Here is a 23,126-nt window from a genome sequence, read left to right as displayed (position 1 = left end):
TGTCTCCTCAAACAATCAATCTACGGGGTTCCGGCAGACACGAGCGACGGTGTAGAAGTCGCGGCACGCGCCTCGCGCCGCTCGATCCAGCTGAGCAGCGGTGTCGTCATGAGTGTCGTGACGAGCGCGACCAGCACCAGCACGGTGAAGAGCGACGGATTCACGATGCCCGCCTCCAGCCCCACGTTCAGGGCGATCAGCTGCATCAGGCCCCGGGCGTTCATGAGGGCGCCGACGCGCAGCGCGACGCTGTTCGGCTCGCCCCGCAGCCGGGCCGCACCCCAGCAGGCGCCGAACTTGCCGGCGATCGCCACGGCCACGCACGCGGCGGCGAAGCCGAGCACGGCCAGGTTGCCCAGCAGCGCGAACTCGGTGCGCAGCCCGGAGTAGGTGAAGAACAGCGGCAGGAACACCGTCGCGGCGATCGGCGTCAGCGTGTCGACCACCCTGTCGGTCTGCTCGGAGCGCGGCATCACCACGCCGACCGCGAAGGCACCGAAGACCGCGTAGAGCCCGATCTCGTCGGTGTACCAGGCGACCAGGAAGAGCAGTGCCACAGTGCCGAGCAGCCGCGCGCGGTCGCCCGGGAGCCCCATGACGTAGCCGGTCACCCGCCGCCCACCCAGCCACAGCAGCACCCCGAACAGCAGCGCACCACCGGCGCAGACCAGGGCCGGGCCGACCGCGCCCGAGGCGAACGCCAGCACCGCGGCCAGCATGATCCACGCGACCATGTCGTCGATCGCGCCGCTGGCCAGGGCGAGCAACCCGAAGCGGGTGCCGGCGTGGCCGCGCTCCGTGATGATCCGGGCGAGCATCGGGAAGGCCGTGATCGCCAGCGCCACGCCGACGAACGCCGCGGACACACCGAGCGACACACCGTCCGTGCGGATCGGGACGAAGCCCGCCATACCCAGGACCAGCAGGATCCCCAGCACCAGCGGAGCGGCGACACCCGCGAGCGACACCGCACCCGCCGTGCCCGCGAGCCCGGTCACCCGGTGCGAGGTGAAGGCGTACCCCGCCTGGAACATGAACAGCACCAGCCCGACCTGGCCGACCACGTACAGGATCGGCAGCAGCGGCGCGGGAAAGAGCGCGGCCTGCGCGCCCGGCCAGAGCAGGCCGAGCAGCGACGGGCCGAGCAGCACCCCGGCGAGCATCTCGCTCACCACGGCGGGCTGACCCACCTTGCCGAGGAGCCAGGCGACCAGCTTGCAGAACAGCAGAATGACCGCGACCGCGATGAAGAACCGCGGGGCGAGCTCGGTGGGGGTCATCAGCCGGTCTCCTCGAAGAATCGGGTGCACAACTTCTGTCGCCGGGCGTCGACGACCATCCAGGTGCCGCAGAGGAGCTGTTTGACCGAGCGCCCCACGTCGAAGAGTCGGTCGCGCTGCCGCATGAGGGCGAGCCGGTTGCGGCCCGGACCGGGGAGACCCCGGGGCGTCAGGTACGCGGGACCGCGGCTCGGCAGCGAGCGGGTGTGCGCTGCCGACGAGCTGACCGAGAATCGCCGCAGCACCTCCCGCGTTGCCGCGCGCAGTTGGACGGGGGCGGAGCCACGCGCCGGACAGGCCCGGTTGGCGTTGACGCCGTACGGGATGAAATGGGCGTCCTGCCGGCGCAACGACAGCCAGCGGTCCGGGTTGAAGTCGTCGTCCGCGGCGGGACCGGTGCGCTGATAGGACAGATAGTTGAAGAGCAGCACCGATCCGGTGGGGAGGACGTGATCGCCCACGGTGATGGGTCCGGAGGTGATCCGGTGCGCGATACCGAACAGCGGGTGCACACGCAGCGTCTCGTCGATGATCCGGTCGAGCGACCCGTTCGACGTGTCCGTGACGGCCCCGGCGCAGAGCAGGATGTGCGCCATGGCCTCCGACATCTGCACCACAGCCGTGTTGAAGAACGCGCCCTGCAGGTACCAGGCGGTCTCCAGGGCGGTGAAGGGCGGCGGCAGCACGACCGGGCACGTCCCCGCGTCGATCCGGTCCAGCAGGTAGCGGGTCAGCCGAACCCGCCGGGACATGTGCCGCAGACTCATCCCCTTCAGGGCGGTGACCACGTCGTCGGCGTGCGCCACGATGAGATCGCGGACGTCGCGCGGGCAGGGCGCGCCGAACACCAGCTCGTACGAGACCTCGGCCCAGATCGGCATCATCAGGTCACGTAGCCGCACGTGGCTGATCCGGTCGGCCGGGAGCGCGTCGAGGATCCGCCGGGTCGCGGCCGTCGCCAGCTCGTCGGAGCGCGCGTGCGGGAGGGCGAGCACCTGCCGGGTCGTCCGTGCGACCGTCCGGTACGGCTCGCCGGGTTCGAGGTGCTCCTGATGCATCTGCGGACCGGGCGCGAGCCAGTACCAGAAGAGGTCCGACAGGCCGGCCCCGCGGCTGCGCCCGTCGGCTGCCGGATCGCTGTAGACCCGCTCGAAGTCCTCCGGCCCCACCAGCGGCCCGGGGACGGGAATGCCCTCGGTCCCGTTGACCCGCTCGAAGATCCACTCTCGGAGGCCGACCACGGCCCTCACCGGGTCGCCACCTGGTCGGGCGTCAGGTCGGCCGGTCGCTGCGCTCCTGCCAGGGCGAGGGCCTGATCCAGTTCGGTGGTGAGTCGTTCGAGAGCTTCCCGTACGCCCACCGCCCCGCCCGCCGCGAGCGCCCGCACCACCGGACGCCCCACCAGCACCGCCCGCGCCCCGAGCGCCAGCGCGATCACCACGTCGGTGCCGCTCCGCACACCCCCGTCGAGCAGCACCGGGATCTGCCCGTTCACGGCTGCCACGACTGCGGGCAGCGCGTCGAGCGTGGGAATCGCCCCGTCGAGCTGTCGTCCACCGTGGTTGGACACGATCACACCGGCGGCGTCGTGCTCGACCGCGAGGCGGGCATCCGCGGGATGCAGGATGCCCTTGAGCAGGATCGGTAGTCCCGTGACGCCGCGCAGCCACGCGATCCGATCCCACCCCGCCGTCGGGTCCATCGCGATCGAGCGCACCCGGCCGGTCCCGTCGCGCATGTTCTCGCAGGCGTAGCCGGGCGGCAGGTCCGTGAAGCCGTTGCGCAGGTCACGCTCGCGCCGTCCGAAGACCGGGGAGTCCACGGTCACCACGAGCGCCCGGCATCCGGCGGACTCGGCGCGCTTGACCACGTACTCCGTGAAGTCGAGATCGGGTTGCGGGTACAGCTGGAACCACAGGGCCCCGCCCGCCGTCGCGATCTCCTCGACCGGCTGGGTGGCGGCCATGCTGACCACCATCGCCGTGCCGGCCGCCGCGGCCCCCCGCGCGGTGGCCGCCTCGCCGTGGGGGTGCGCGAGTCGATGGAAGGCCGTCGGAGCGACCAGGACCGGGACGGCCAGCGACGTGCCGGCCACCGTGGTCCGCAGGTCCCGTTCACCGGTCGCCCGCAGCACCCGTGGCACGAGCCACCGCCGCTCGAAGGCCCGCTCGTTGGCGGTCAGGGTGCGCTCCCGCCCGGCCCCACCCTCGAGGAAGTCCTGGTGGACCGGGTCCATGTCAGCCCTCGGCGCCGGAGAGGCAGCGGCTCAGAAACTCCTGCAGCGGCCGCACGTGGACGTCGGGCCGGTCCCACCGGTTCTCCAGGTTCTCGGCGAGGTGGTGCGTGCTGATCAGCTGGCCTGTGCGGTGGTAACGGACGACCGGGTGCAGGTACGCCGCGTCGTGCGCCTGCCCCACGACGTCCTGGGCCACTCTGGACACGGTGATGTCGAACGGGTCGACCTGGTCGTGGTCGGGGCCGTACTCCAGAGTGACCACGAATGCCTGGTCGTAGTCGTGCTCGGTGGTGCGTAGGCCGGTCGACACGAAGTAGTCCACCGGGACCTCCTCGTGGTAGCGAGCCTCGGGTCCGGCGACGGTGAGCACGTCGGCGAGGAACCCGAACTGCTGCCACAGGGCCGAGGTGCGGTTGACCCGTTCGATGACGGCCGCGGCCATGGCTGGCGGCTCGGCGGCGAGCGTGTCGGACGGCCAGTCCGTGGCGTCGTACCGACGGGAGAGGATCCTGTGCAATGCGCGCACGGCGTAGCGGAAGCCGTGCACGAAACCGCTCGTGGACTTCTTGAAGTCGCGTTCCTGGGAGATCGTCCCGGCGAAGAACAGCCCCGGGACGTTCACCGACTCCCATGCTTCGGTCTGTGCCGGGAATCGGTCCCTGATGGCGAGCTGGGGTCGGGCCGAGGCGTCGAAGATCGAGGCGTCGAAACGGAATCCCGTGCACCCGAGCACCCGGTCGTAATGCAGTTCCTTCACGACCTCGTTCGCCCGCGAGAAGCTGAACTTGACCTTGTAGCCCGTGCCGTCGCGCTCGATGCTCCTGACCGTGCCGTCGAGGATCGCGTTCGCCGACTTGAGCTGATAGGTGTCGAGGAAGTTGTTGTTCACCGCGCGCAGGTGCCCGACGTAATGGGTGCGCCACGCCATCCGGACCGAGCTGGGCCCCGCGACGTGGATCAGCGTCGTGGTCTCCATGAGGTTCTCGGCGGTCTCGAAGGCGGAGTTGCCCTTGCCGATGATCAGCACCTTCTGGTCGAGATAGTCACGTGGCTCGACGCTCATCACGTCGTACCCCTCGACCAGCTCGAATCCTGCGATGTCCGGCTCGTAGGTCTTCGACACGCCGGTGGCGACGATCACCGCGCGGGCCCTCCAGCGCCGGTCACCGGCCTCGACCGTGAACACGTCGTCGTGCTTGGACACGCGGGTCACCCGGGTGCCGTAACTGACCTTGACGCCGGTCTTCGCCGCGAAGTCGGCGAGGTATCGCACCATCACGTCGGCGTCGGGGAAGTACCGCTCGGTGTACTGCGTGAACAGCAGCGCCGGGTCGTCGGTGAGCAGGGAATTCCAGTCGAGCCGCAGATTCAGCTCGGGGTCGTCGGTGCCCGTGTGCGGTTTGTTGATCGAGATGAGTTGGCGGTGCCGCGGATAGGTGGCAAAGAATGCCCCCGGCCCGTCGGCGCCCTCCAGCACCAGATAGTCACGCTTGCCGTCGGCCTCGAGCAGGGCGGCGAGTTGAAGGCCGGCCGGACCGGCTCCGATGATCAGATAATCAAGCGTCACGGCGCTCACCGTACGAGCCGGAAATCAGAGAGATTTCAAGCTCTTCCAGAATTGCGGCCGTCCTTCGCACGTCTTCGTCGAGCGGCCGGTCCGGGTCGATCGGGGGGATCTCCTCCAACGCCCGAAGGACGCGGTCACAGCCCACCGCCGTGGGCCGGCGCGCCCCCACGTGCGCCGCCTGGCGCAGCCCGAGCCCGAGCGAACCGGTGATCAGACGCAGCAGCTCCGCCTGGTCCACGGCGCGGAGAGCGGCTTGCGTGCCGAGCGGGATGACGTCCTGGTTGTGCAGGTTGGTGGGGAGGCTCTGCAGGCTTGCGGGCACGGAGTCGCGCCTGATCTCGGCGATGAGCGCGGTCGACGCGAGCTGTACGCCCTGCAGCCCGTGCTGCTGACCTGGTCCCGCCGCGAGCATCGGCGGCAGTCCGCCGTTGCGCCCGGGATCCACGAGCAGGTCGAGTTGGCGCTCGGCGAGGTTGCCGACCTGGGCGATCACCATGGACAGGACGTCTGCGGCGAACGCGGCGGGTTGGCCGAAGAAGTTGCCGCCGTGCACGACCTTGTCGTCGGCCGGGAAGAACAGTGGGTTGTCGCTCACCCCGCCGAGGTCCGCCGCCACGACGCCGTCGACATAGCGCAGGGCGTCCTCGGCCGCTCCGAGCAACTGCGGCGCGCAGCGGATGCTGTAGGGCTCCTGCAACGGTCTCGTGCCGGACTTCCGGAGGCCCGCGGAGGACTCCCGCATCGCGGTGCCGACCTCGATGGCGCCCGGGTGGCCGTACGCGGCGAGGAGGGCGGGATCGAGGAACTGTGGATCGCAGCCGAGCAGGTCGGCGAGCAGGCAGGTCAACGTCTGCACCACGCGGTGCGAGGTGCGGACCCGCCCCAGGGCGAGGGCCAGCGCCGCCGTGGTGAGCGACGTGCCGTTGACCAGCGCGAGTGCGTCCCGGCCGTCGAGCGGCAGCGGCTCCAGGCCGGCCTTCGTCAAGGCGTCCCCGGCGGGCATCCGGACGCCGTCCACGTACGCGTGCCCGCGACCGCGCAGCGCCTGGGCGGCGGCACCGAGCGGGATCAGGTCACCGCTGGCTCCCACCGAGCCGAGGCGGGGCATCGCCGGCGTGAACGTCGTGCGGAGCATGGCCGCGAGCGCGTCGATCACGTGCGGCGAGACCCCTGACGCGCCCTGGGCCAGGGACCAGGCGCGGACCAGCAGCGTCGCGCGTACGACATCCGGGGCGAGGTCCGGGCCCTGGCCCGCCCCGAGGTGGGCGAGGGTGTTGTCGGCCTGGTCGCGCTGGTCGGCTCGGCCGGCGTAGCCGACCAGCGCCCCGAAGCCGGTGGTGGCACCGTAGATCGCCCGGTCGTCGCCGAGTGCCTTGCCGAGGAAGGTGCGGGCGGTCGCCACTCGGTTCCGCACCTCCTCTCCGATCACGACAGTGACCGGGCCTGCTGCGACGCGCAGGTCGGCGAGGCGCAGGGGTGCTGCCAAATCCACCTCAATCGTCATGGGAGCGGATGTTAGAGGCAATTTCTCAGAGCGTTCTGAAATTGCCTCAGTAAATTGCGGCGCATGACGCACGATTGCCTGATCATTGGAGCCGGGCCAGCAGGTCTACAGCTCGCGGCCCTGCTCGAGCGCGACGGTCACGACTACGTGGTGCTGGAGGGCGGCCCACGGCCGGGCACATTCTTCGAGACCTATCCCCGGCATCGCCAGCTGATCTCGATCAACAAGGTGTGGACCGGGTCGACGGACCCGGAGTTCAATTTACGGTCGGACTGGAACTCGCTGCTGACCGACGATCCGGCGCTGCTCTTCAAGAACTACAGCACCCGTTACTTCCCGGCCGCGGACGATCTCGTGCGTTATCTCGCCGACTTTGCACGGGGTCTGAGCGTCCGCTACGACACCCGGGTGACCTCCGTGTCGAAGACCGGGGACGTGTTCACCGTGCGGGCCGGCGACCAGAGCTGGGCGGCACGGAGAGTCGTCGTCGCCACCGGTGTCTCCCAGCTCTACTTGCCGCCGATCGAGGGCGCGGACCTGGCCGAGCGCTACGACACCGTAAGCGTCGACCCCGCCGACTTCGTCAACCAACGGGTGTTGATCATCGGTAAGGGCAACTCGGCCTTCGAGACCGCGGACGCGCTCACCGAGACCGCCGCCACGATTCACGTCGCCGGGCCGCACTCCATCAAGCTGGCCTGGCAGTCCCATTACGTCGGGCATCTGCGCGCGGTGAACAACAACTTCCTGGACACCTATCAGCTGAAGTCACAGAACGCCGTCCTGGACGGCACTGTGGAGCAGATCAGCCAGCGGGAGGGCGGTGGGTTCCGGGTGCTCTTCCGGTACGCCCGGACGGTCGAGAATCTGCGCGAGATCGAGTACGACCGGGTCATCCTCTGCACCGGATTCCGCTTCGACGCGTCCATCTTCGCCGAGTCCGCCCGGCCGGAGCTGGTCATCAATGATCGGTTCCCGGCGCAGACTCCGGCCTTCGAGTCGGTGAACGTTCCCGGTCTCTACTTCGCCGGCACCCTCAGCCAGCAGCGTGATTTCAAGAAGTCCACGAACGGCTTCATCCACGGCTTCCGCTATGCCACCCGCGCACTGCACCACATCCTCCGCGAGCGGCACCACGGGCAGCCCTGGCCGTCCCGGCAGATCGCCCTGACGCCGGAGGCGATCGCCGATTCGATAATCGCCCGGATCAACGTGACCTCGGCGCTGTGGCAGCAGTTCTCGGTGCTCGGCGACGTCATCACGGTCGAGGGCGAAGCCGCCTGCTACCGCGAGGAGGTGCCGGTCGCCTATCTGCGGGACGCGGAGCCGGACGTGTTCGCGTTCCTGGTCACCCTGGAGTACGGCCCCGACCACGACCAGGTCGACCCGTTCGACATCACGGTGCCGCGTCCGGCCGAGAACGACGCGAACGCCGCGCAGGACGCCAGCTATCTCCACCCCGTCGTGCGGGTGCTGCGCGACGGGCAGGTCGTCGCCGAGCACCACCTGGCGGAGAACCTGGAGAACAACTGGGACCTGCCGACCGTGCATCGGCAGCCCCTCGAGGTCTTCGTCAAGGGTGTCCTCGCCGATGCTCGCTGACGTCTGGCCGCAGCCCATCCTCGACCTCCTGGAAGCCGGCGGCGATCGGCCGGTCTTCGAGGACGGGACGACCGTCACGACCGCCTCGGCGATGGCGGGTCTGATCCGGCGCATCACGGCCGGGCTGCGCTCGTCAGGCGTGGGGCCAGGAGCGGGTGTGACGCTCGATCTGCCGGTCACCGCCGCCGCCTTCGCCGCCACGATGGCCGCCTTCGCCGTCGGGGCGCGGGTGTCCGGGTGGCGTGCCGACCTGAGCCCGGCACAGTTGTCCGGCTCCCTCATGGTCGACTCGGCTCGGCTGGCCTCGCTCGCCGAGCACCCCGACGACGGGCTGCCGCTCGTCGCGGCGGGACGGGCCGAGGACCCCGCGCGGATCATCTGGACCAGTGGGAGCACGGGGACGCCGAAGGGTGTGGTGCAGACGTATGCCGCCATGTCGGCGGCCTGGGCCCCGTACCCGGACCGGTGGCCCCCGGCCATCGCCGAACTGGCCACCCGGTTGCGGCGCTACCTGGTCTTCGGCTCGCTGGCCAGTCAGGTGATGCTGGAGTACGGCGTCCTCGCCCTCGCGGCAGGCGGCACCCTGGTCGTGGCGCCCCGGCCGGTCTTCCCGGATGCCCTGGTCGAACACCGGGCCACGGCGAGCGTGATCACCGTCGGCAAGCTGCACCAGCTGATCCGGGACCAGCGCTCCAACCCGGTGGACCTGCCTCACCTGCGGGCGCTGATGGTCTCCGGGTCGCCACTCGCGCCGGGCCGACTGGCGGAGGCGCTCGACGTGCTCGGTCCGGTGGTCTTCCACGGATACGGGCAGACCGAGACGTCGATGATCGCCATGGTGACCCCCGCCGAGATGGTGACCGACGCGGCTACGCTCGCCACGGTCGGTCGTCCGGCCGTGGACGTCTCCCTTCGCGACGGGGAGATCTACGTCCGCACACCCGCACAGGCATCGTCGTACTGGCAGGACCCGGACGAGTCGGCCGAGGTGTTCGTGGACGGCTGGGTGCGTACCCGTGACCTCGGGGAGCTGGGCGCCGACGGATACCTGCGGCTGCTCGGGCGCACGCGGGACGTGATCATCGTCAACGCGCAGATCGTCCACGCCGGACCGGTGGAGCGGGCGCTCGCCGCCGATGCCGCGGTCGCCGAGGCGTACGTCGTCGGGGGTCCGGACGAGATGACCGGCGAGGCCGTGCACGCATTCGTGGTGCCGGTGGCCGGAAGAACGCCCGATCCGGACGGGTTACGCAAGCTCGTGGCCGTACGGGTGAACGATCTCGCGGTGCCACGAACCGTCACGGTCGTCGATCGAGTCCCGCTCGCGCCGAGCGGCAAACCGGACAAGAGCCAACTCCGGCAGCTCCGTGACGACGTGTGACGTCCACCCCGTGGGTGGACGTCGCGCTTAAATGCAGACCGCCCTGACCGGAAGACCCGGTCAGGGCGGTTGTCGACTGTATGTCCGGTAAGGGCGGGGGTCAGCCCTGGCGGCTCTTCCACTGCGGGTTGGCGCGGTTCACCACGACCGTCCGGCCGCGACGGCGGACCACCACCGAACCCGGCTTCTGCTTCAGCGCACGCAACGAGCTACGTACCTTCATCTCTGCCTCCTCGGTGCAAGCGGTTCCGAGTGTCGAAACGCCACGCCCACCCGGAGGATTCCCGCCCGGTCGGCGTCGAACGTTTGCCGCCCGCCAGCCGTACCAGTGGGCGGAGGTCGTCCTCATGCCCGTACGCCGGCTCTTCGCCCTGGTGCTGATCGTCGCCGCGACGGTGCCCCTGGCAGCCACACCCGCCGCCGCCCACGGCGCCCCCACCGACCCGGTCAGCCGGGCGGCCGCCTGCGGGCCCGAGGGCCGGTACGCGGCCACCAGCGCCTGCCGAGCGGCGGTGAAGGCGGGCGCGGCGGTCCGCGAATGGGACAACGTGCGCGTCTCCGCGATCAACGGTCGGGATCGGGAACGGATCCCGGACGGTGAGCTGTGCAGCGGCGGGCTGTCCGCGTACCGAGGGCTGGACCTGCCCCGCACCGACTGGCCGAGCACCGAGCTGACCAGCGGCGCGAAGTTCACCTTCCGGTACCGGACCACCATCGAGCACCGGGGCACCTTCCGGCTCTACGTCACCACACCCGACTACGACCCCAAGGCCCTGCTGACCTGGTCGGACCTGGAAGCACGCCCGTTTCTGACACTTACCGACCCGCCGGTGCGGGCCGGGGCGTACCAGTTGGCGGGCCGGCTGCCGGCGGGCCGTACGGGCCGGCACCTGATCTACACGATCTGGCAGAACTCCAGCACCCCGGACACCTACTACTCCTGCTCGGATGTGGTGTTCCGTGGCGCCAGGGCCACCGCCACCCCGAAGGCCACTCCGTCGAAGGTCGCCGCGACGAAGAGCGCGCCGCGTACCGCAGCGAGTGGGCCGGCGACCAGCGGCCCGGCGGTGGCGGCGGCGGCCGACCCGGGCGTGCCGGTGGCGTCGGTGACCGACCTCGGGGGTCGTTGGCCGGTGCTGGCCGGTGCCGCCGTCGTGCTGGTCCTACTGCTGCTGCTGATCGGCGCGAGTCGGCGGCGTCGCGATGCCGCCGCGCCCGTGGGCCGCCAGTGCGAGGTCCGTAACCACCGGGCCGGGCGGCGTCGGATCTGGTGACCCGAGCCGCCCGGAACCCGGCGGTGGTCAGCCCAGGTGCCGCTCGATCTCGGCCAACTCGTCGGCGGTGAAGTCGAGGTTGTCGAGCGCGGCGATGTTGGTCTCCAACTGCGCGACGCTGCTCGCCCCGATGATCAGGCTGGTCATCCGCGGGTCGCGCAGCGCCCAGGCCAGCGCGAGCTGCGCGAGGGACTGGCCGCGCCGATCGGCGACCGCGCCGAGGCCCCGGATGGTGGCCATCTTCTCCTCGCTGAGGTCGCTCTCGTTGAGGAAGACGCTGGTGCGCACCCGCGAGTCGGCCGGGATGCCGCCCAGGTAACGGTCGGTCAACAGGCCCTGGGCCAGCGGGCTGTACGCGATGCAACCCGCGCCGACCTGCTCCAGCGTGTCGAGCAGGCCGTCGGACTCGGTCCACCGGTTGAGCATCGAGTACGACGGCTGGTTGATCAGCAGCGGCGTACCCAGGTCACGAAGGATCGCGGCGGCCCGCGTGGTCTGCTCGGAGTTGTAGTTCGAGATGCCGACGTAGAGCGCCTTGCCGGAGCGGACGATGGCGTCGAGCGCGCCCATCGTCTCCTCCAGCGGGGTGTCCGGGTCGAACCGGTGCGAGTAGAAGATGTCGACGTAGTCCAGCCCCATCCGGCCCAGCGACTGGTCCAACGACGAGATCAGGTTCTTGCGCGAACCCCACTCGCCGTACGGGCCGGGCCACATGAGGTATCCGGCCTTGCTGGAGATGACCAGCTCGTCCCGGTACGCCTTCAGGTCGGTGGCGAGCATCCGGCCGAAGTTCTCCTCCGCCGAACCGGGCGGCGGGCCGTAGTTGTTGGCCAGGTCGAAGTGGGTGACACCCAGGTCGAAGGCGCGCCGGACGATGTCGCGCTGCCGTTCGAACGGGCGGTCCGGACCAAAGTTGTGCCAGAGCCCGAGAGAGACGGCGGGCAGCCGCAGGCCACTGCGTCCGCTGCGCCGGTAGGTCATGGAGTCGTAGCGGTCATCCGCGGCGAGGTAGGTCACGATCATGAGCCTAGCTCTGGCCCGTGCTGCCGGGGATCGCACGTACGAACCAGGACATCGGGGTAGTTTCGAGGCAATGCCGTGTGCCCGGCGCGATGGTGCGTGCCCGGATCGCCGGCCCAACGGGAAGGTGAGCACAGTGGACGACATCACCGCACTGATCCTGGACGACCACGCCGCCTTCCGGCGTGGCTTCGCCCGCCTCGACGACGCCCGCGACGAGCAGGAGATGCTCGCCGTCTGGGACGCCCTCGCCCTGCACCTGGACATCCACGCCGAGGCGGAGGAGGCGATCCTCTACCCGCACCTGGTCAAGCACGGCGACGACGGCGAGGACGAGACCGCCGACGCGATCGGCGACCACAACAAGATCCGGGACGCCATCGCCGAGGCGAAGCTGCACCCGGTCGGCTCGGACCAGTGGTGGGCGGCGGTCGGCACGGCCCGCCGGGAGAACAGCGAGCACCTCGCCGAGGAGGAGGACGAGGCGCTGCCCGACTTCCGCCGGCACGCCAGCTTCGAACTCCGCGCCGAGCTGGGGCAACGCTGGCTGACCTTCTACGGCGAGCACAAGAACGGCCGCAACCTGCCGTTCCGCGACAAGGACCCGCAGCAGTACGTCGCCGACCACCGCTGAGATCTCCCCGGCACGGGGGAGTCGCCCGAGCCCACCTCGGCAGCAGAATGACGAGGTGACCCTCCGCGCGGCGCTGACCCCGCTGATCGCCGGCACCACCTGGCGACGCGGCGTCTTCCTGCTGCTCGGCGGGGTGCTGGCACTGCCGTACGGGGTGCTCGCGGTGACCTTCGCCCAACTGTTCGCCGACTCGGAGATCCCCCGCCCGCTGATCTACGCCCTGCTGGTGATCGCGGTGCTGATCGCCGGGCTGCCGCTGCTGCTGGACGGCAGCCGGGCACTGGAGATCGCCGCCGTACGGGCCCTGCTCGGCGTCGACCTGCCCGAACCCGCGCCGGGGCACACCGCCGACCGGGAGACCCGGTTGCGCAGCGCGCTCTGGATCGCCACGCACCTCATCGTCGGCGCACTGGTGATGATCGCGCTGTTCAGCGCCCTACCGATGGCGCTCGCCTTCATCGCCCAGCAGTTCGGCATCGGCACCGAGCTGACCAGCCGCGAACGGTTCGGACCGCTGGACGGGCGGGACGGCGGCTGGTTGACCCTGAGCGGAGTGGTCCTGCTGGTCGGTCTCGGCTACGCCGTCGCCGGGCTCGGCGCGCTCGCCGGCTCGATGGCGCCGGTGCTGCTCGGCCCCGCCCCGGCGGAGCGGATCGCCGCCCTGGAAACGCAGGCCATCCGGCTCGCCGAACGCAACCGACTGGCCCGGGAACTGCACGACTCCATCGGCCACGCGCTGACCGTCGCCACCCTCCAGGCCGGGGCCGCCCGCGAGGTCCTGCACACCGACCCGGAGTTCGTCCGACGGGCGCTCACCGCCATCGAGGACACCGGACGGACCGCCATGGACGAGCTGGACCACGTGCTCGGGCTGCTCCGGGAGACCGGCAACGACCGGTCGGTGGTGGCGCCGCAGCGTACCCTCGCCGACCTGGACCGGTTGGTCACCGACGCCCGCGCGGCCGGGCTGGCGGTGCACGCACATCGCGTCGGCGACCCGGCGCGAGTGCCCCCGGCGGTCTCCCGGGAGGGCTACCGGATCGTCCAGGAAGGACTGACCAACGCCGCCCGGTACGGCGACGGACCGGTGACGCTGCGGCTGGACCTGCACCCGGGGGCACTGGAGTTGGAGCTGGTCAACGTGATGAGCCGCCCCGGTAGGGCCCCGCTGGGACCGGGCGGTCGAGGTCTGGACGGCATGCGGGAGCGGGTGTTGCTGCTCGGCGGCCGGATCACCGTGGGACCGGACGGCGACCGGTGGCTGATCCGGGCCCGCCTGCCCTACGAGGAGACCCGATGACCACCGGCGTGCTCATCGTCGACGACGACGAACTGATCCGGATCGGGTTGCGGGCCATCGTCGACGCCCAACCCGACCTGCGCGTGCTCGCCGAGGCCGCCGACGGTGCCGAGGTGCCGCCGCTGGTGGCCCGGCACCGGCCCGACGTGGTGCTGATGGACGTACGGATGCCCGGCATCGACGGCATCCAGGCCACCCGGCATCTGCTGGCCACCTCGGCCGACCCACCCCGGGTACTGGTGGTCACCACGTTCGCCAATGACGAGTACGTCTACGAGGCGCTACGCGCCGGTGCTTCCGGGTTCCTGCTCAAACGGGCCCGGCCCGCCGAGGTGGTGGAGGCCGTCCGGGTGGTCGCGGCGGGGGAGTCGCTGCTCTTCCCGGCCGCGATCCGCCAGTTGGTCGGCGCGTACGGGCCGGTGGGCGGCGACCGGCTGCGCGCCGCCCGGCTCACCGAGCGGGAGGCCGAGGTGCTGCGGTTGATGACCACCGGTCGGTCCAACCCGGAGATCGCCGCGCACCTGGTGGTCGGTGTGGAGACGGTCAAGACGCACGTCGGCAACGTGCTGGCCAAGCTGGGCGCCCGCGACCGCACCCAGGCGGTGATCGCCGCCTACGAGTCCGGCTTCGTCACCCCGTCCGGCTGACGGTTCCCTCGCCCGGGGGAGCCGGTTCACCGGTGCTCGGGAGGGGATCGGCCAGGCATCGGTCGACGCTGAGAGCATGACAACCATCACTGTCTCCCCGCCCCGTCCCGGCTCCCGCTGGCCGGACCGGCTGGCCCCACTGGCCGCCGGTTGGCTCGGCCTGTGGGGCGTGCTCGCCCTGGTCGGCACGCTCACCGACGCTGGCTACCCGTTCGGCGCGAACGACCAGCACGGCGGTGACGTCAACCTGCTGCGCCTGGTCCCGGTGGACCTGGCCACCCCACTCTTCGCCGGCGTACTGCTGACCGCCACCGTGACCGCCCTGGTCATGAGCCGCCCGGCGGCACGCACCGCCGGCCCGCTGCGGGCGCTGCTCGCCGGTTACGGCTGGGCGGTGGCGTTCCTGCTCGCCGTGGTCGTGCCGGACGCCCGGGTGCTGGTCGTCCTCGGCTACCTGCCGATCCTGATCGTCGGAGCGCCGTTCGGCTGGCCCCCGATCGACTACTCCGACGTCTTCAACTGGGCGCTCTTCGCCCGGTTCGCCGCACTGGCCGGTGGGCTGCTGCTGGCCGGGGCGGTTCTCACCTGGCAGCGGCGTACCGCCCGGGCCTGCGTCGGCTGCGGCCGGGGCGACACCGACCGGGGGTGGACCACCCCGGCCGCCGCCGCGCGCTGGGGCCGGTGGGCCGCCGGCACCGCCGCCGTCATCCCGTTGACGTACGCGCTGACCCGGTTCGCCTGGGCGGCCGGCATCCCGCTGGGCATCTCCCGGGAGTTCCTGACCGAGATGCAGGAGACCGGTCTGGTCTGGGCCGGGTTCGGGCTCGGCGCGTTCGCCACCGTCGGCGCGATCCTCACCCTCGGCCTGGTACAGCGCTGGGGTGAGCGATTCCCGCGCTGGATGGTCGGGTTGGCCGGCCGTCGGGTGCCGGTGACACTGGCGGTGGTGCCCGCCACCCTGGTCGCCATCGCGGTGACGGCGGCCACACTGGGGCTGCTCAGCAACCCCGAGTTCTGGCGGCTGACCGGCGGCTTCAGCCTGACCGGCGCGCCGATGCTGCTCTGGCCGCTGTGGGGTGTGGCGCTCGGCGCCGCCACGTACGCGTACCACCTGCGCCGCCGTGGAACCTGCCGGCGCTGCGGTCGGGGCTGAGGGTGGGGACGGGGTGCTCCCCGATGCGCGGGGCACCCCTGCGGATGTGAGCTAGCGTGGGTCGGGTGACTGCGCCTAACCCGGTAATCCCGGTTCCACCGGCCGACCTGCCCAGCACGCTCGGCGCGCTACGGGCGGCCGGTCACCAGTACCGCACCGTCAAGCAGGAACTCCGCGACAACCTCCTCGCCCGGATGCGCTCCGGCGAGGCCCGTTTCCCCGGCATCGTCGGCTATGACGACAGCGTGTTGCCCGAGGTCGAGCGGGCCCTGCTCGCCGGGCACGACATGGTGCTGCTCGGCGAGCGTGGTCAGGGCAAGACCCGACTGATCCGCTCGCTCGGCGCACTGCTCGACGAGTGGACCCCGGTCATCCCCGGCTCGGTGCTCAACGAGCACCCGATGCACCCGCTCACCCCGGCGTCGCGCGCCCAGGTCGCCGAGGCCGGTGACGACCAGCCGGTCGGCTGGCTGCACCGCTCGATGCGGTACGGCGAGAAACTCGCCACCCCGGACACCAGCGTCGGCGACCTGATCGGTGACGTCGACCCGATCCGGATCGCGCAGGGCCGCACCCTCGGCGACCCGGAGACCATCCACTTCGGGTTGGTGCCCCGCACCAACCGGGGCATCTTCGCCGTCAACGAGCTGCCCGACCTGGCCGAGCGGATCCAGGTGGCCCTGCTCAACGTGCTGGAGGAGCGGGACATCCAGGTCCGCGGCTACCAGCTGCGGCTTCCGCTGGACCTGCTCCTGGTCGCCAGCGCCAACCCGGAGGACTACACCAACCGGGGCCGGATCATCACTCCGCTCAAGGACCGGTTCGGCGCGGAGATCCGTACCCACTACCCGGTCGACCTGGAGCTTGAGCTGGCGCTGATCCGCCAGGAGGCCGACCTGGTCGCCGACGTTCCGGAGCACGTGCTGGAGGTGCTGGCGCGTTTCGCCCGCGCGGTACGCGAGTCGCCGTCGGTGGACCCGCGCTCCGGCGTCTCCGCCCGGTTCGCGATCGCCGCCGCCGAGACCGTCGCCGGTGCCGCGCTGCGCCGCTCCGGCCTGCTCGCCGCCATCGGTGACCCGGAGGGCCGCCCCGAGGCGGCGGTGGCCCGGGTTGGCGACGCGGTGTCGGTGACCAGCACCCTGCGCGGCAAGGTGGAGTTCGAGAGCGGCGAGGAGGGGCGGGAGATCGAGATCCTCGCGCACCTGCTGCGTACCGCGACCGCCGAGACGTTCCGGGCGCACCTGTCCGGGCTGGACCTGTCCGGTTTCACGGCGCTCGTCGGGGACGGTGCGGCGATCGAGACCGGTGAGCTGGTCGGTGCCGCCGAATTGCTCCGGCAGGTCGGCACCGTGCCCGGCCTGGCGAAGGTCCTCGACCGGCTCGGCCTGGGCGACGCGCCCACCCCGGAGGAGGCGGCGGCTGCCGTCGAGTTCGTGCTGGAAGGGCTGCACCTGACCCGCCGGCTCGGCAAGGACGTCACCGATTCCGGGCGCACCGTCTACGGCGGCCGGGGCTGACCATGGCCGGCAACCGGTTCCGGTACGGGCAGTGGACCGGCGGGCCCGACCCGCTGGCACCCCCGTACGACGTGCGTGCGGCGGTGGACGCGGTCGGCGCCGAGGTGCTGGCCGGCGGCAGCCTGCGGGAGGCGTTGCGCGACCTGCTGCGCCGTGGCCCCGGGGGGCGAGGTGGGCTGGACGACCTGGCCGCCCGGGCGCGGCGGCTGCGTCGGGAGGCGCTGCGTCGCGGCGACCTGGACGGGGCGGTGACCAGGGCGCAGGCCCTGCTCGACCAGGCCCTCGCCGCGGAGCGGGACGAGCTGCGGGGTCGCGACGACGACGCCGCGAGGTTCGCCGAGTCGGTGCTGGACAACCTGCCCCGCTCGACCGCGCGGGCGGTGGAGGAGCTGTCCGGCTACCAGTGGGTCAGCGACGACGCCCGCCGCTCGTACCAGCAGATTCTCGACCAACTCCGCGACGACGTGCTCGGTCAGCGCTTCGCCGGGTTACGCGACGCCGTGCGGGCGTCCGCCGACCCGGCCGCCCAGCAGCGGCTCGCCGAGATGATGGGCGACCTGAACGACCTGCTGGCCCGACACGGTCGCGCGGAGGACACCACCGACGCGTTCGCCGAGTTCATGCGCCGACACGGTGACTTCTTCCCGGAGAAGCCGGAGACGGTCGACGAGTTGATCGACGTGTTGGCCCGCCGTTCGGCGGCGGGTGAGCGGTTGATGAACTCGCTGTCCGACCGGCAGCGCGCCGAGCTGGCCGGTCTCATGCAGCAGTCGCTCGGTGACCGCCTCGCGGGGGAGTTGTCCGCGCTCGACGCGAACCTGCGGGCGCTGCGCCCTGATCTGCGGTGGGGTCGTGGCGAGCGGGTCCGGGGCGAGCAACCGCTGGGCTACGCCGACGCGGCCGGAGCGTTGGGTGAGATCGGCGAGCTGGACGACCTGCTGGACCAGCTCGACCAGGAGCACCCGGGAGCGACCCTGGACGACGTGGACGTCGACGCGGTGGCCCGCACGCTGGGGCGGGACGCGGCCGACGACGTCCGACGGCTGCGCGATCTGGAGCGGGAGCTACGCCGGCAGGGCTGGGTGAGTCGGGACGCGGAAGGGCTCACGCTGAGCCCGAAGGCGCTGCGCCGACTCGGCGGGACGGCGCTGCGACGGGTCTTCGCCGACCTGACCGCCGGGCCACGGGGCCAGCACGACCTGCGCTCCGCGGGGGCCGCCGGCGAGGTCAGCGGCGCGTCCAGACCCTGGGAGTACGGCGACGAGCAGCCGTTGGATGTGGTCCGGACGTTGACCCGGGCGGTCAGTCGGGGCGGGCCGACGGTCCCGGTGCAACTCGCGGTGGACGACTTCGAGGTGGTGGAGACCGAGAAGCGGGCCTCGGCGGCGGTGGTGCTCTGCGTCGACCTGTCGTACTCGATGATCTCGCAGGGTCGTTGGGGGCCGATGAAGCAGACGGCGTTGGCGCTGGCGCACCTGATGGAGACGCGTTTCCCGCAGGACGCCCTGCAGATCGTGGGTTTCGGCCGGGAGGCGATGACGCTCACCCAGCAGGAGTTGGCCGCCGTCGAGCCGGACCTGGAGCAGGGCACGAACCTCCAGCACGCGCTGCGGTTGGCGGGTCGCCACCTGCGCCGGCACCCGGACGCCGAGCCGGTGGTGCTGGTGGTCACCGACGGGGAGCCCACCGCGCACCTGGACCCGGACGACGGGGAGGCCCTGTTCCACTGGCCACCGCTTCCGGAGACGATCGAGGCGACGGTCCGTGAGGTGGACCGGCTGAGTCGGTACGGCGCCACGCTCAACCTGTTCATGCTCGGCGACGATCCGGGTCTGCGACGTTTCGTGGACGCGGTGGCCCGCCGCAGCCGGGGCCGGATGTTCACGCCGGACACCGACGACCTCGGTGAGTACGTGGTCTCCGACTACCTCCGCTCCCGCCAATCCCGCCGCTAACTCCCGCTGCGGCGGGTTGACTGGGGGGATGGCGGAGAGCGGGGGGTTGCGGCGGGCCTACGGGGCCCTGTTCGCCGAGGTGGACGCTGGTGGGTTCGGGCCGGCTCCGGAGGGGCAGCTCAGCGCCGAGCAGATCGTCGCGCACCTGGTCGCCAACGACGAGCTGATGATCCAGGCCACCGAGGCGCTGCTGGCCGGGTCGCCGTTCGCCTACTACGAGCTGGAGGAGGACGTCCACCGTCCGCAGCTCGACGCGCTGGCTGCCGAGCAGGGCGGTCTGCGTGGCCTGACCGCCCTGCTGCGCGGCACCAGCGACCGCCTGTGCGGGCTCGTCGACCAGCTCGGCCTGGCGGCGGAGACCCCGGTCGAGACGCACCTCCGTGAGGGCTTCGACCTCATCGTGGACGAGCCGCTGCCCTGGTCCCGCACCCTGGACCTGCACACCCGGGTCCACCTGCCCAAACACCAGGCCCAACTGCAGCTGCTCCGCGACTGAGCCGTGCGGCGCGTGCCGGTCCCGGGCTGGCCCGGGGGCGCTTCGCCGGCCGCCCTCGGCCGTGCCCCGGCCGCCCTCGGACGCCTCTCAGGCCGAGGCGCGGGTGGTGGATCAGGTTTCGATCAGCTCGGGGCGAGGGTGGAAGGTGCGGCGGTAGGTGGAGGGCGCGACGCCGATGCGTAGGTGGAGTTGCTGGCGCAGGGCGGCGGTGGTGCCGAAACCGGACCGGCGGGCGATCTGCTCGACGGTGAGGTCGGTCGTCTCCAGCAGCAGCCTCGCGTGGTCGGTGCGCTGTTGCAGCAGCCACTGCGCTGGGCTCAGGCCGGTCTCCGACCGGAAACGCCGGGTGAAGGTGCGCACGCTCATCCGCGCCTGCTCGGCCAGGTCGCGGAGGGCGATCGGCTCGTGCAGTCGCTGCCGCGCCCATTCCCGGACGCTCGCGGTGCTGGTGTCGGTGGCCTTCGGCACCGGCCGCTCGATGTACTGCGCCTGGCCGCCATCGCGCCACGGAGGCATCACGCAGCGGCGGGCCGCCCGGTTTGCCACCTCACTGCCATGGTCGAGGCGGATCACGTGCAGACAGAGGTCGATTCCGGCGGCGACCCCGGCCGAGGTGAGCACCGGGCCGTCGGCGATGAAGAGCACCCCCGGGTCGAGGTCCACCCGGGGGTGCAGGCGGCGGAACTGCTCGGCGTACGCCCAGTGGGTCGTTGCCCGACGACCGTCGAGCAGGCCGGCGGCGGCCAGCACGAACGCCCCCGTGCAGATCGACATGATCCGGACGCCCCGCTCGTGCGCCGCGCGCAGCGCCTCGGTCACCTCCGGCTCGACGCTGCCCAGGGTCAACGCGTTGCCGGCGTGGATGCCCGGGACGATCACCGTGTCGGCGGTGTCGAGCAGTTCCAGACCATGGTCGGGGACGACCTGGAAGCCGGCGGTGCTGCGTACCGGCCGTGCGCCCGGGGTGCACACCCGCACGTCGTAGAAGTGCGTCTGGTCGGCCGCCCGGGCGGTGCTGAAGACCTGGGACGGGGTGCCGAGGTCCAGGCCGACGACCTGGTCCAGGGCGAGTACGGCGATCTGGTGCGGGCGAACGGTCATGGCCCGATTATTGCGCATGATGGCTTTCCGGCCACTCGTCGCCCGGGTGCACCACGCACAGACTGGTCCGGTGACCAAGAACCGCCGTCTGCATCCCGCCTGGCTGGTCGCCGCCGTCGCCTTCGTGGCGCTGGTCGGCGCGGCCGGATTCCGCGCCACCCCCTCGGTGCTGCTGCACCCCCTGCACGAGGAGTTCGGGTGGCCACTGGCCACGATCTCCGCGGCCGTCTCGGTCAACCTGCTGCTCTACGGGCTGACCGCGCCGTTCGCCGCCGCCCTGATGGACCGGTTCGGCATCCGCCGGGTGGTGTCGGTGGCGTTGCTGCTGGTCGCCGCCGGCAGCGGGCTGACGGTCTTCATGCGCGCCAGCTGGCAGCTCCTGCTCTGCTGGGGGGTCCTGGTCGGGTTGGGCACCGGGTCGATGGCGCTGGCGTTCGTGGCCACCATCACCGGGCGCTGGTTCGTCCGCCGCAGGGGCCTGGTCACCGGGGTGCTGACCGCCGGCGGGGCCGCCGGGCAGCTGGTGTTCCTGCCACTGATCGCCATCCTGGTACGCGACCACGGCTGGCGCACGGCGGCACTCGTCGTGGCCGGAGCCGCGCTGGCGGTCGTACCCCTGGTGGTGTGGTTCCTGCGCGAGCACCCGGCGGATCTCGGTCTGCCCGCCTACGGCGCGGCCGAGGTCGTCGCGGCGCCGGCGGCGACCGGCGGTGCCGCCACCCGGGCGTTGGGCGCGTTGGCGACCGCGGCCCGGACGCGCCCGTTCTGGCTGTTGGCCGGCGGGTTCGCGATCTGTGGCGCGACGACCAACGGCCTCGTCGGTACGCACTTCGTGCCGGCCGCGCACGATCACGGCATGCCGCAGACCACCGCGGCCGGGCTGCTCGCCCTGGTGGGGCTCTTCGACATCGTCGGCACCATCGCCTCGGGCTGGCTCACCGACCGGGTGGACAGTCGGTTGCTGCTCGGCATGTACTACGCGCTGCGTGGAGCGTCCCTGCTGGTGCTGCCGAGCCTGTTCTCCGGCACCGCCGAGCCGAGCATGCTGGTGTTCATCGTCTTCTACGGCCTGGACTGGGTGGCCACCGTGCCGCCGACCGTGGCGTTGTGCCGGGAGTACTTCGGTGGGGCCGGAGCTGTCGTGTTCGGTTGGGTGTTCGCCGCGCACCAGTTCGGCGCGGCGGTCGCCGCGACCGGCGCGGGACTGGTCCGGGACCGGCTCGGCGACTACGCCGTGGCCTGGTATGTGGCGGGTGCGCTGTCGATCGGCGCCGCAGGCCTGTCGTTGCTGCTGCGTCGGCGACCGGGCCGGCCGGTGTCGGAGGCCGTGCTCGCCGCCGCGACCGCGCCCCGGGCGTGGAGTTTCCGGGGCTGAGGCCGGGCTGACGGCAACGACTGTGGCCGGTCGCTCAGCTCAGGGTCCACTGCTGGGCCGGTCGGCCGTCGCAGGGCCGCTGCCGGACCTCGTCGCCCGCCTCGATGCCGTCGTCGTCGGCCTGCGCGCACTTGCCGCTGTGCACCGGGACCAGGAGCACCGGGCCGGTGCCGGTCGCGGAGAGCCGCCACTGCTGGTTGACCTGGCCGTGGCAGGGGTACTGCATGATCTTTGCGCCGTCGTCCCGACTGCCGCCCTCGACGTCGAGGCACTGCCCGTGGGCGGCGTTGGCCAACGTCACCACGTCCGCGCCGGCCGGGTTGACCACCCACTGCTGTTCCGGGCCGCCACTGCACGCGGCCAACTGGGCCTTGGCCTCCTTGCCGTCGCCGTCGAGCCCGAGGCAGAGCCCGGAGGCGACCCGGAGCACCCGGGGGCCGGTGGGCGGCCCGGCCGGGGTGGTCGGTGACGGCTCGGCCGGGGCGGTCGGGCTCGGCTCGGCCGGCGGATCGGTCGACTCCGCGTCGGTGGAGGGTGTGCCGACCGCCGCTGGGACGGGTTGTCCGTCGTCTCCGTCGAGCAGCCCGGTCGCGAAGACCACTCCCAGGAGCGCGCCGACGACCCCGACCGCCACCGCGATCCGGAGCAGCGGATCGGCCAGCGGCCCGGGGCGGGGTGCCTGTCGACCGCCGTAGATGGTGCCGGCGGGGTCGGGGCGTTCGTGGGGCGCGGACATACGCGCCATCCTCGCCCACGGCGGCGCGCCGGAGCCAGCCCGGGCGCTCAGTCGATGACCCGGACGTCCTTCCAGAACGCCACCCGGTCACGCACCATCTCGGCGTCCGGTTTGGGCTCCGGGTAGAACCAGACGGCGTCCGCGCTGGTGCTGCCCTCGTGCTCGAGGGTGTAGTACGAGGCGGTGCCCTTCCACGGGCAGACGGTGTGCGTCGCGGACTCGCGGATCAGATCGTCGCGCAGGGCGGAGCGGGGGAAGTAGTGGTTGCCCTCCACCAGCACGGTGTCGTCGCTCTCGGCGATGACCAGGTCGTTCCAGACGGCTTTTGGCATGTCTCCAACACTAGGC

21 protein-coding genes are annotated in these 23,126 nt (G+C 71.7%); 11 read left to right on the top strand and 10 right to left on the bottom strand.

All coding sequences use genetic code 11. The features are described from left to right. Positions 1–20: 20 nt before the first annotated feature. From ABGB10_RS07215 to ABGB10_RS07195, 5 genes are read right to left on the bottom strand one after another with little or no spacing between them, the layout of a single operon-like run. On the bottom strand, positions 21–1,280 hold the full coding sequence (locus ABGB10_RS07215; RefSeq protein ID WP_347660065.1) for a cation:proton antiporter: 1,260 nt from the start codon (positions 1,278–1,280) through the stop codon (positions 21–23). Beyond that, on the bottom strand, positions 1,280–2,530 hold the full coding sequence (locus ABGB10_RS07210) for a cytochrome P450 (protein WP_347660064.1): 1,251 nt from the start codon (positions 2,528–2,530) through the stop codon (positions 1,280–1,282). The genes ABGB10_RS07215 and ABGB10_RS07210 overlap by 1 nt, the downstream gene beginning before the upstream one ends. Next, a complete protein-coding gene (locus tag ABGB10_RS07205; RefSeq protein WP_347660063.1) occupies positions 2,527–3,516 on the bottom strand; it encodes an alpha-hydroxy acid oxidase in 990 nt (329 codons plus the stop codon). Before ABGB10_RS07205 ends, ABGB10_RS07210 begins: the two co-directional genes overlap by 4 nt. Position 3,517: 1 nt before the next feature. After that, the gene (locus ABGB10_RS07200) at positions 3,518–5,083 is read right to left on the bottom strand and encodes an NAD(P)-binding domain-containing protein (RefSeq protein WP_347660062.1); all 1,566 of its coding nucleotides are present in this window, start codon (positions 5,081–5,083) and stop codon (positions 3,518–3,520) included. Continuing rightward, entirely contained in the window at positions 5,073–6,587 is a 1,515-nt protein-coding gene (locus ABGB10_RS07195; RefSeq protein ID WP_347660061.1) for an aromatic amino acid ammonia-lyase, read from the bottom strand. Before ABGB10_RS07195 ends, ABGB10_RS07200 begins: the two co-directional genes overlap by 11 nt. A gap of 63 nt (positions 6,588–6,650) precedes the next feature. Here ABGB10_RS07195 and ABGB10_RS07190 point away from each other — a divergent pair, with 63 nt between their 5' ends. Beyond that, complete coding sequence (locus ABGB10_RS07190) at positions 6,651–8,189, top strand: NAD(P)-binding domain-containing protein (RefSeq protein WP_347660060.1); 1,539 nt, start codon at positions 6,651–6,653, stop codon at positions 8,187–8,189. Beyond that, positions 8,179–9,570 carry a fatty acid--CoA ligase family protein gene (locus tag ABGB10_RS07185; RefSeq protein ID WP_347660059.1) on the top strand — a complete coding sequence of 464 codons (1,392 nt, stop codon included), beginning with the start codon at positions 8,179–8,181 and terminating at the stop codon, positions 9,568–9,570. Before ABGB10_RS07190 ends, ABGB10_RS07185 begins: the two co-directional genes overlap by 11 nt. Positions 9,571–9,670: 100 nt before the next feature. On the opposite strand, the gene ABGB10_RS07180 is transcribed toward ABGB10_RS07185, so the two are convergent. Then, on the bottom strand, positions 9,671–9,793 hold the full coding sequence (locus ABGB10_RS07180; RefSeq protein ID WP_030331473.1) for a 50S ribosomal protein L36: 123 nt from the start codon (positions 9,791–9,793) through the stop codon (positions 9,671–9,673). A gap of 124 nt (positions 9,794–9,917) precedes the next feature. On the opposite strand from ABGB10_RS07180, the gene ABGB10_RS07175 reads away from it, so the two are divergent. Beyond that, on the top strand, positions 9,918–10,844 hold the full coding sequence (locus tag ABGB10_RS07175; protein ID WP_347660058.1) for a lytic polysaccharide monooxygenase: 927 nt from the start codon (positions 9,918–9,920) through the stop codon (positions 10,842–10,844). Positions 10,845–10,871: 27 nt separating this feature from the next. Here the strand turns inward: ABGB10_RS07175 and mgrA are convergent, their stop codons facing one another. Next, on the bottom strand, positions 10,872–11,867 hold the full coding sequence (gene mgrA, locus ABGB10_RS07170; RefSeq protein ID WP_347660057.1) for an L-glyceraldehyde 3-phosphate reductase: 996 nt from the start codon (positions 11,865–11,867) through the stop codon (positions 10,872–10,874). A gap of 133 nt (positions 11,868–12,000) precedes the next feature. Here mgrA and ABGB10_RS07165 point away from each other — a divergent pair, with 133 nt between their 5' ends. The 7 genes from ABGB10_RS07165 (at position 12,001) to ABGB10_RS07135 (ending at position 19,566) form a co-directional block, all read left to right on the top strand. Next, a complete protein-coding gene (locus tag ABGB10_RS07165; protein ID WP_347660056.1) occupies positions 12,001–12,498 on the top strand; it encodes a hemerythrin domain-containing protein in 498 nt (165 codons plus the stop codon). A 55-nt stretch (positions 12,499–12,553) separates the two neighbouring features. Beyond that, complete coding sequence (locus ABGB10_RS07160) at positions 12,554–13,798, top strand: histidine kinase (RefSeq protein ID WP_347660055.1); 1,245 nt, start codon at positions 12,554–12,556, stop codon at positions 13,796–13,798. After that, positions 13,795–14,445, top strand: a complete 651-nt coding sequence (locus ABGB10_RS07155; protein WP_347660054.1) for a response regulator transcription factor — start codon at positions 13,795–13,797, stop codon at positions 14,443–14,445. The genes ABGB10_RS07160 and ABGB10_RS07155 overlap by 4 nt, the downstream gene beginning before the upstream one ends. Positions 14,446–14,521: 76 nt before the next feature. Continuing rightward, complete coding sequence (locus tag ABGB10_RS07150; RefSeq protein ID WP_347660053.1) at positions 14,522–15,598, top strand: hypothetical protein; 1,077 nt, start codon at positions 14,522–14,524, stop codon at positions 15,596–15,598. 56 nt (positions 15,599–15,654) lie between these two features. Next, positions 15,655–17,115, top strand: a complete 1,461-nt coding sequence (locus ABGB10_RS07145; RefSeq protein ID WP_347660052.1) for a sigma 54-interacting transcriptional regulator — start codon at positions 15,655–15,657, stop codon at positions 17,113–17,115. 2 nt (positions 17,116–17,117) lie between these two features. Next, a complete protein-coding gene (locus ABGB10_RS07140) occupies positions 17,118–19,070 on the top strand; it encodes a VWA domain-containing protein (protein ID WP_347660051.1) in 1,953 nt (650 codons plus the stop codon). 28 nt (positions 19,071–19,098) lie between these two features. Further along, positions 19,099–19,566 carry a hypothetical protein gene (locus ABGB10_RS07135; RefSeq protein ID WP_347660050.1) on the top strand — a complete coding sequence of 156 codons (468 nt, stop codon included), beginning with the start codon at positions 19,099–19,101 and terminating at the stop codon, positions 19,564–19,566. A 111-nt stretch (positions 19,567–19,677) separates the two neighbouring features. On the opposite strand, the gene ABGB10_RS07130 is transcribed toward ABGB10_RS07135, so the two are convergent. Then, positions 19,678–20,685, bottom strand: a complete 1,008-nt coding sequence (locus ABGB10_RS07130; RefSeq protein WP_347660049.1) for a DJ-1/PfpI family protein — start codon at positions 20,683–20,685, stop codon at positions 19,678–19,680. A 52-nt stretch (positions 20,686–20,737) separates the two neighbouring features. On the opposite strand from ABGB10_RS07130, the gene ABGB10_RS07125 reads away from it, so the two are divergent. Then, positions 20,738–22,042, top strand: coding sequence for an MFS transporter (locus ABGB10_RS07125; protein ID WP_347660048.1), 1,305 nt, complete (start codon positions 20,738–20,740; stop codon positions 22,040–22,042). Positions 22,043–22,076: 34 nt separating this feature from the next. Here the strand turns inward: ABGB10_RS07125 and ABGB10_RS07120 are convergent, their stop codons facing one another. Both ABGB10_RS07120 and ABGB10_RS07115 read right to left on the bottom strand, forming a co-directional pair. Continuing rightward, on the bottom strand, positions 22,077–22,778 hold the full coding sequence (locus ABGB10_RS07120; RefSeq protein ID WP_347660047.1) for an RICIN domain-containing protein: 702 nt from the start codon (positions 22,776–22,778) through the stop codon (positions 22,077–22,079). 47 nt (positions 22,779–22,825) lie between these two features. Continuing rightward, on the bottom strand, positions 22,826–23,110 hold the full coding sequence (locus ABGB10_RS07115; protein ID WP_347660046.1) for a DUF427 domain-containing protein: 285 nt from the start codon (positions 23,108–23,110) through the stop codon (positions 22,826–22,828). Between the last annotated feature and the right edge of the window lie 16 nt (positions 23,111–23,126).

The sequence above is a fragment of the Micromonospora sp. B9E7 genome, from assembly GCF_039871815.1.
Lineage (GTDB): Bacteria > Actinomycetota > Actinomycetes > Mycobacteriales > Micromonosporaceae > Micromonospora.
Note: the sequence above shows the minus strand (reverse complement) of the source record. Positions and strands in the feature narration are given on the sequence as shown.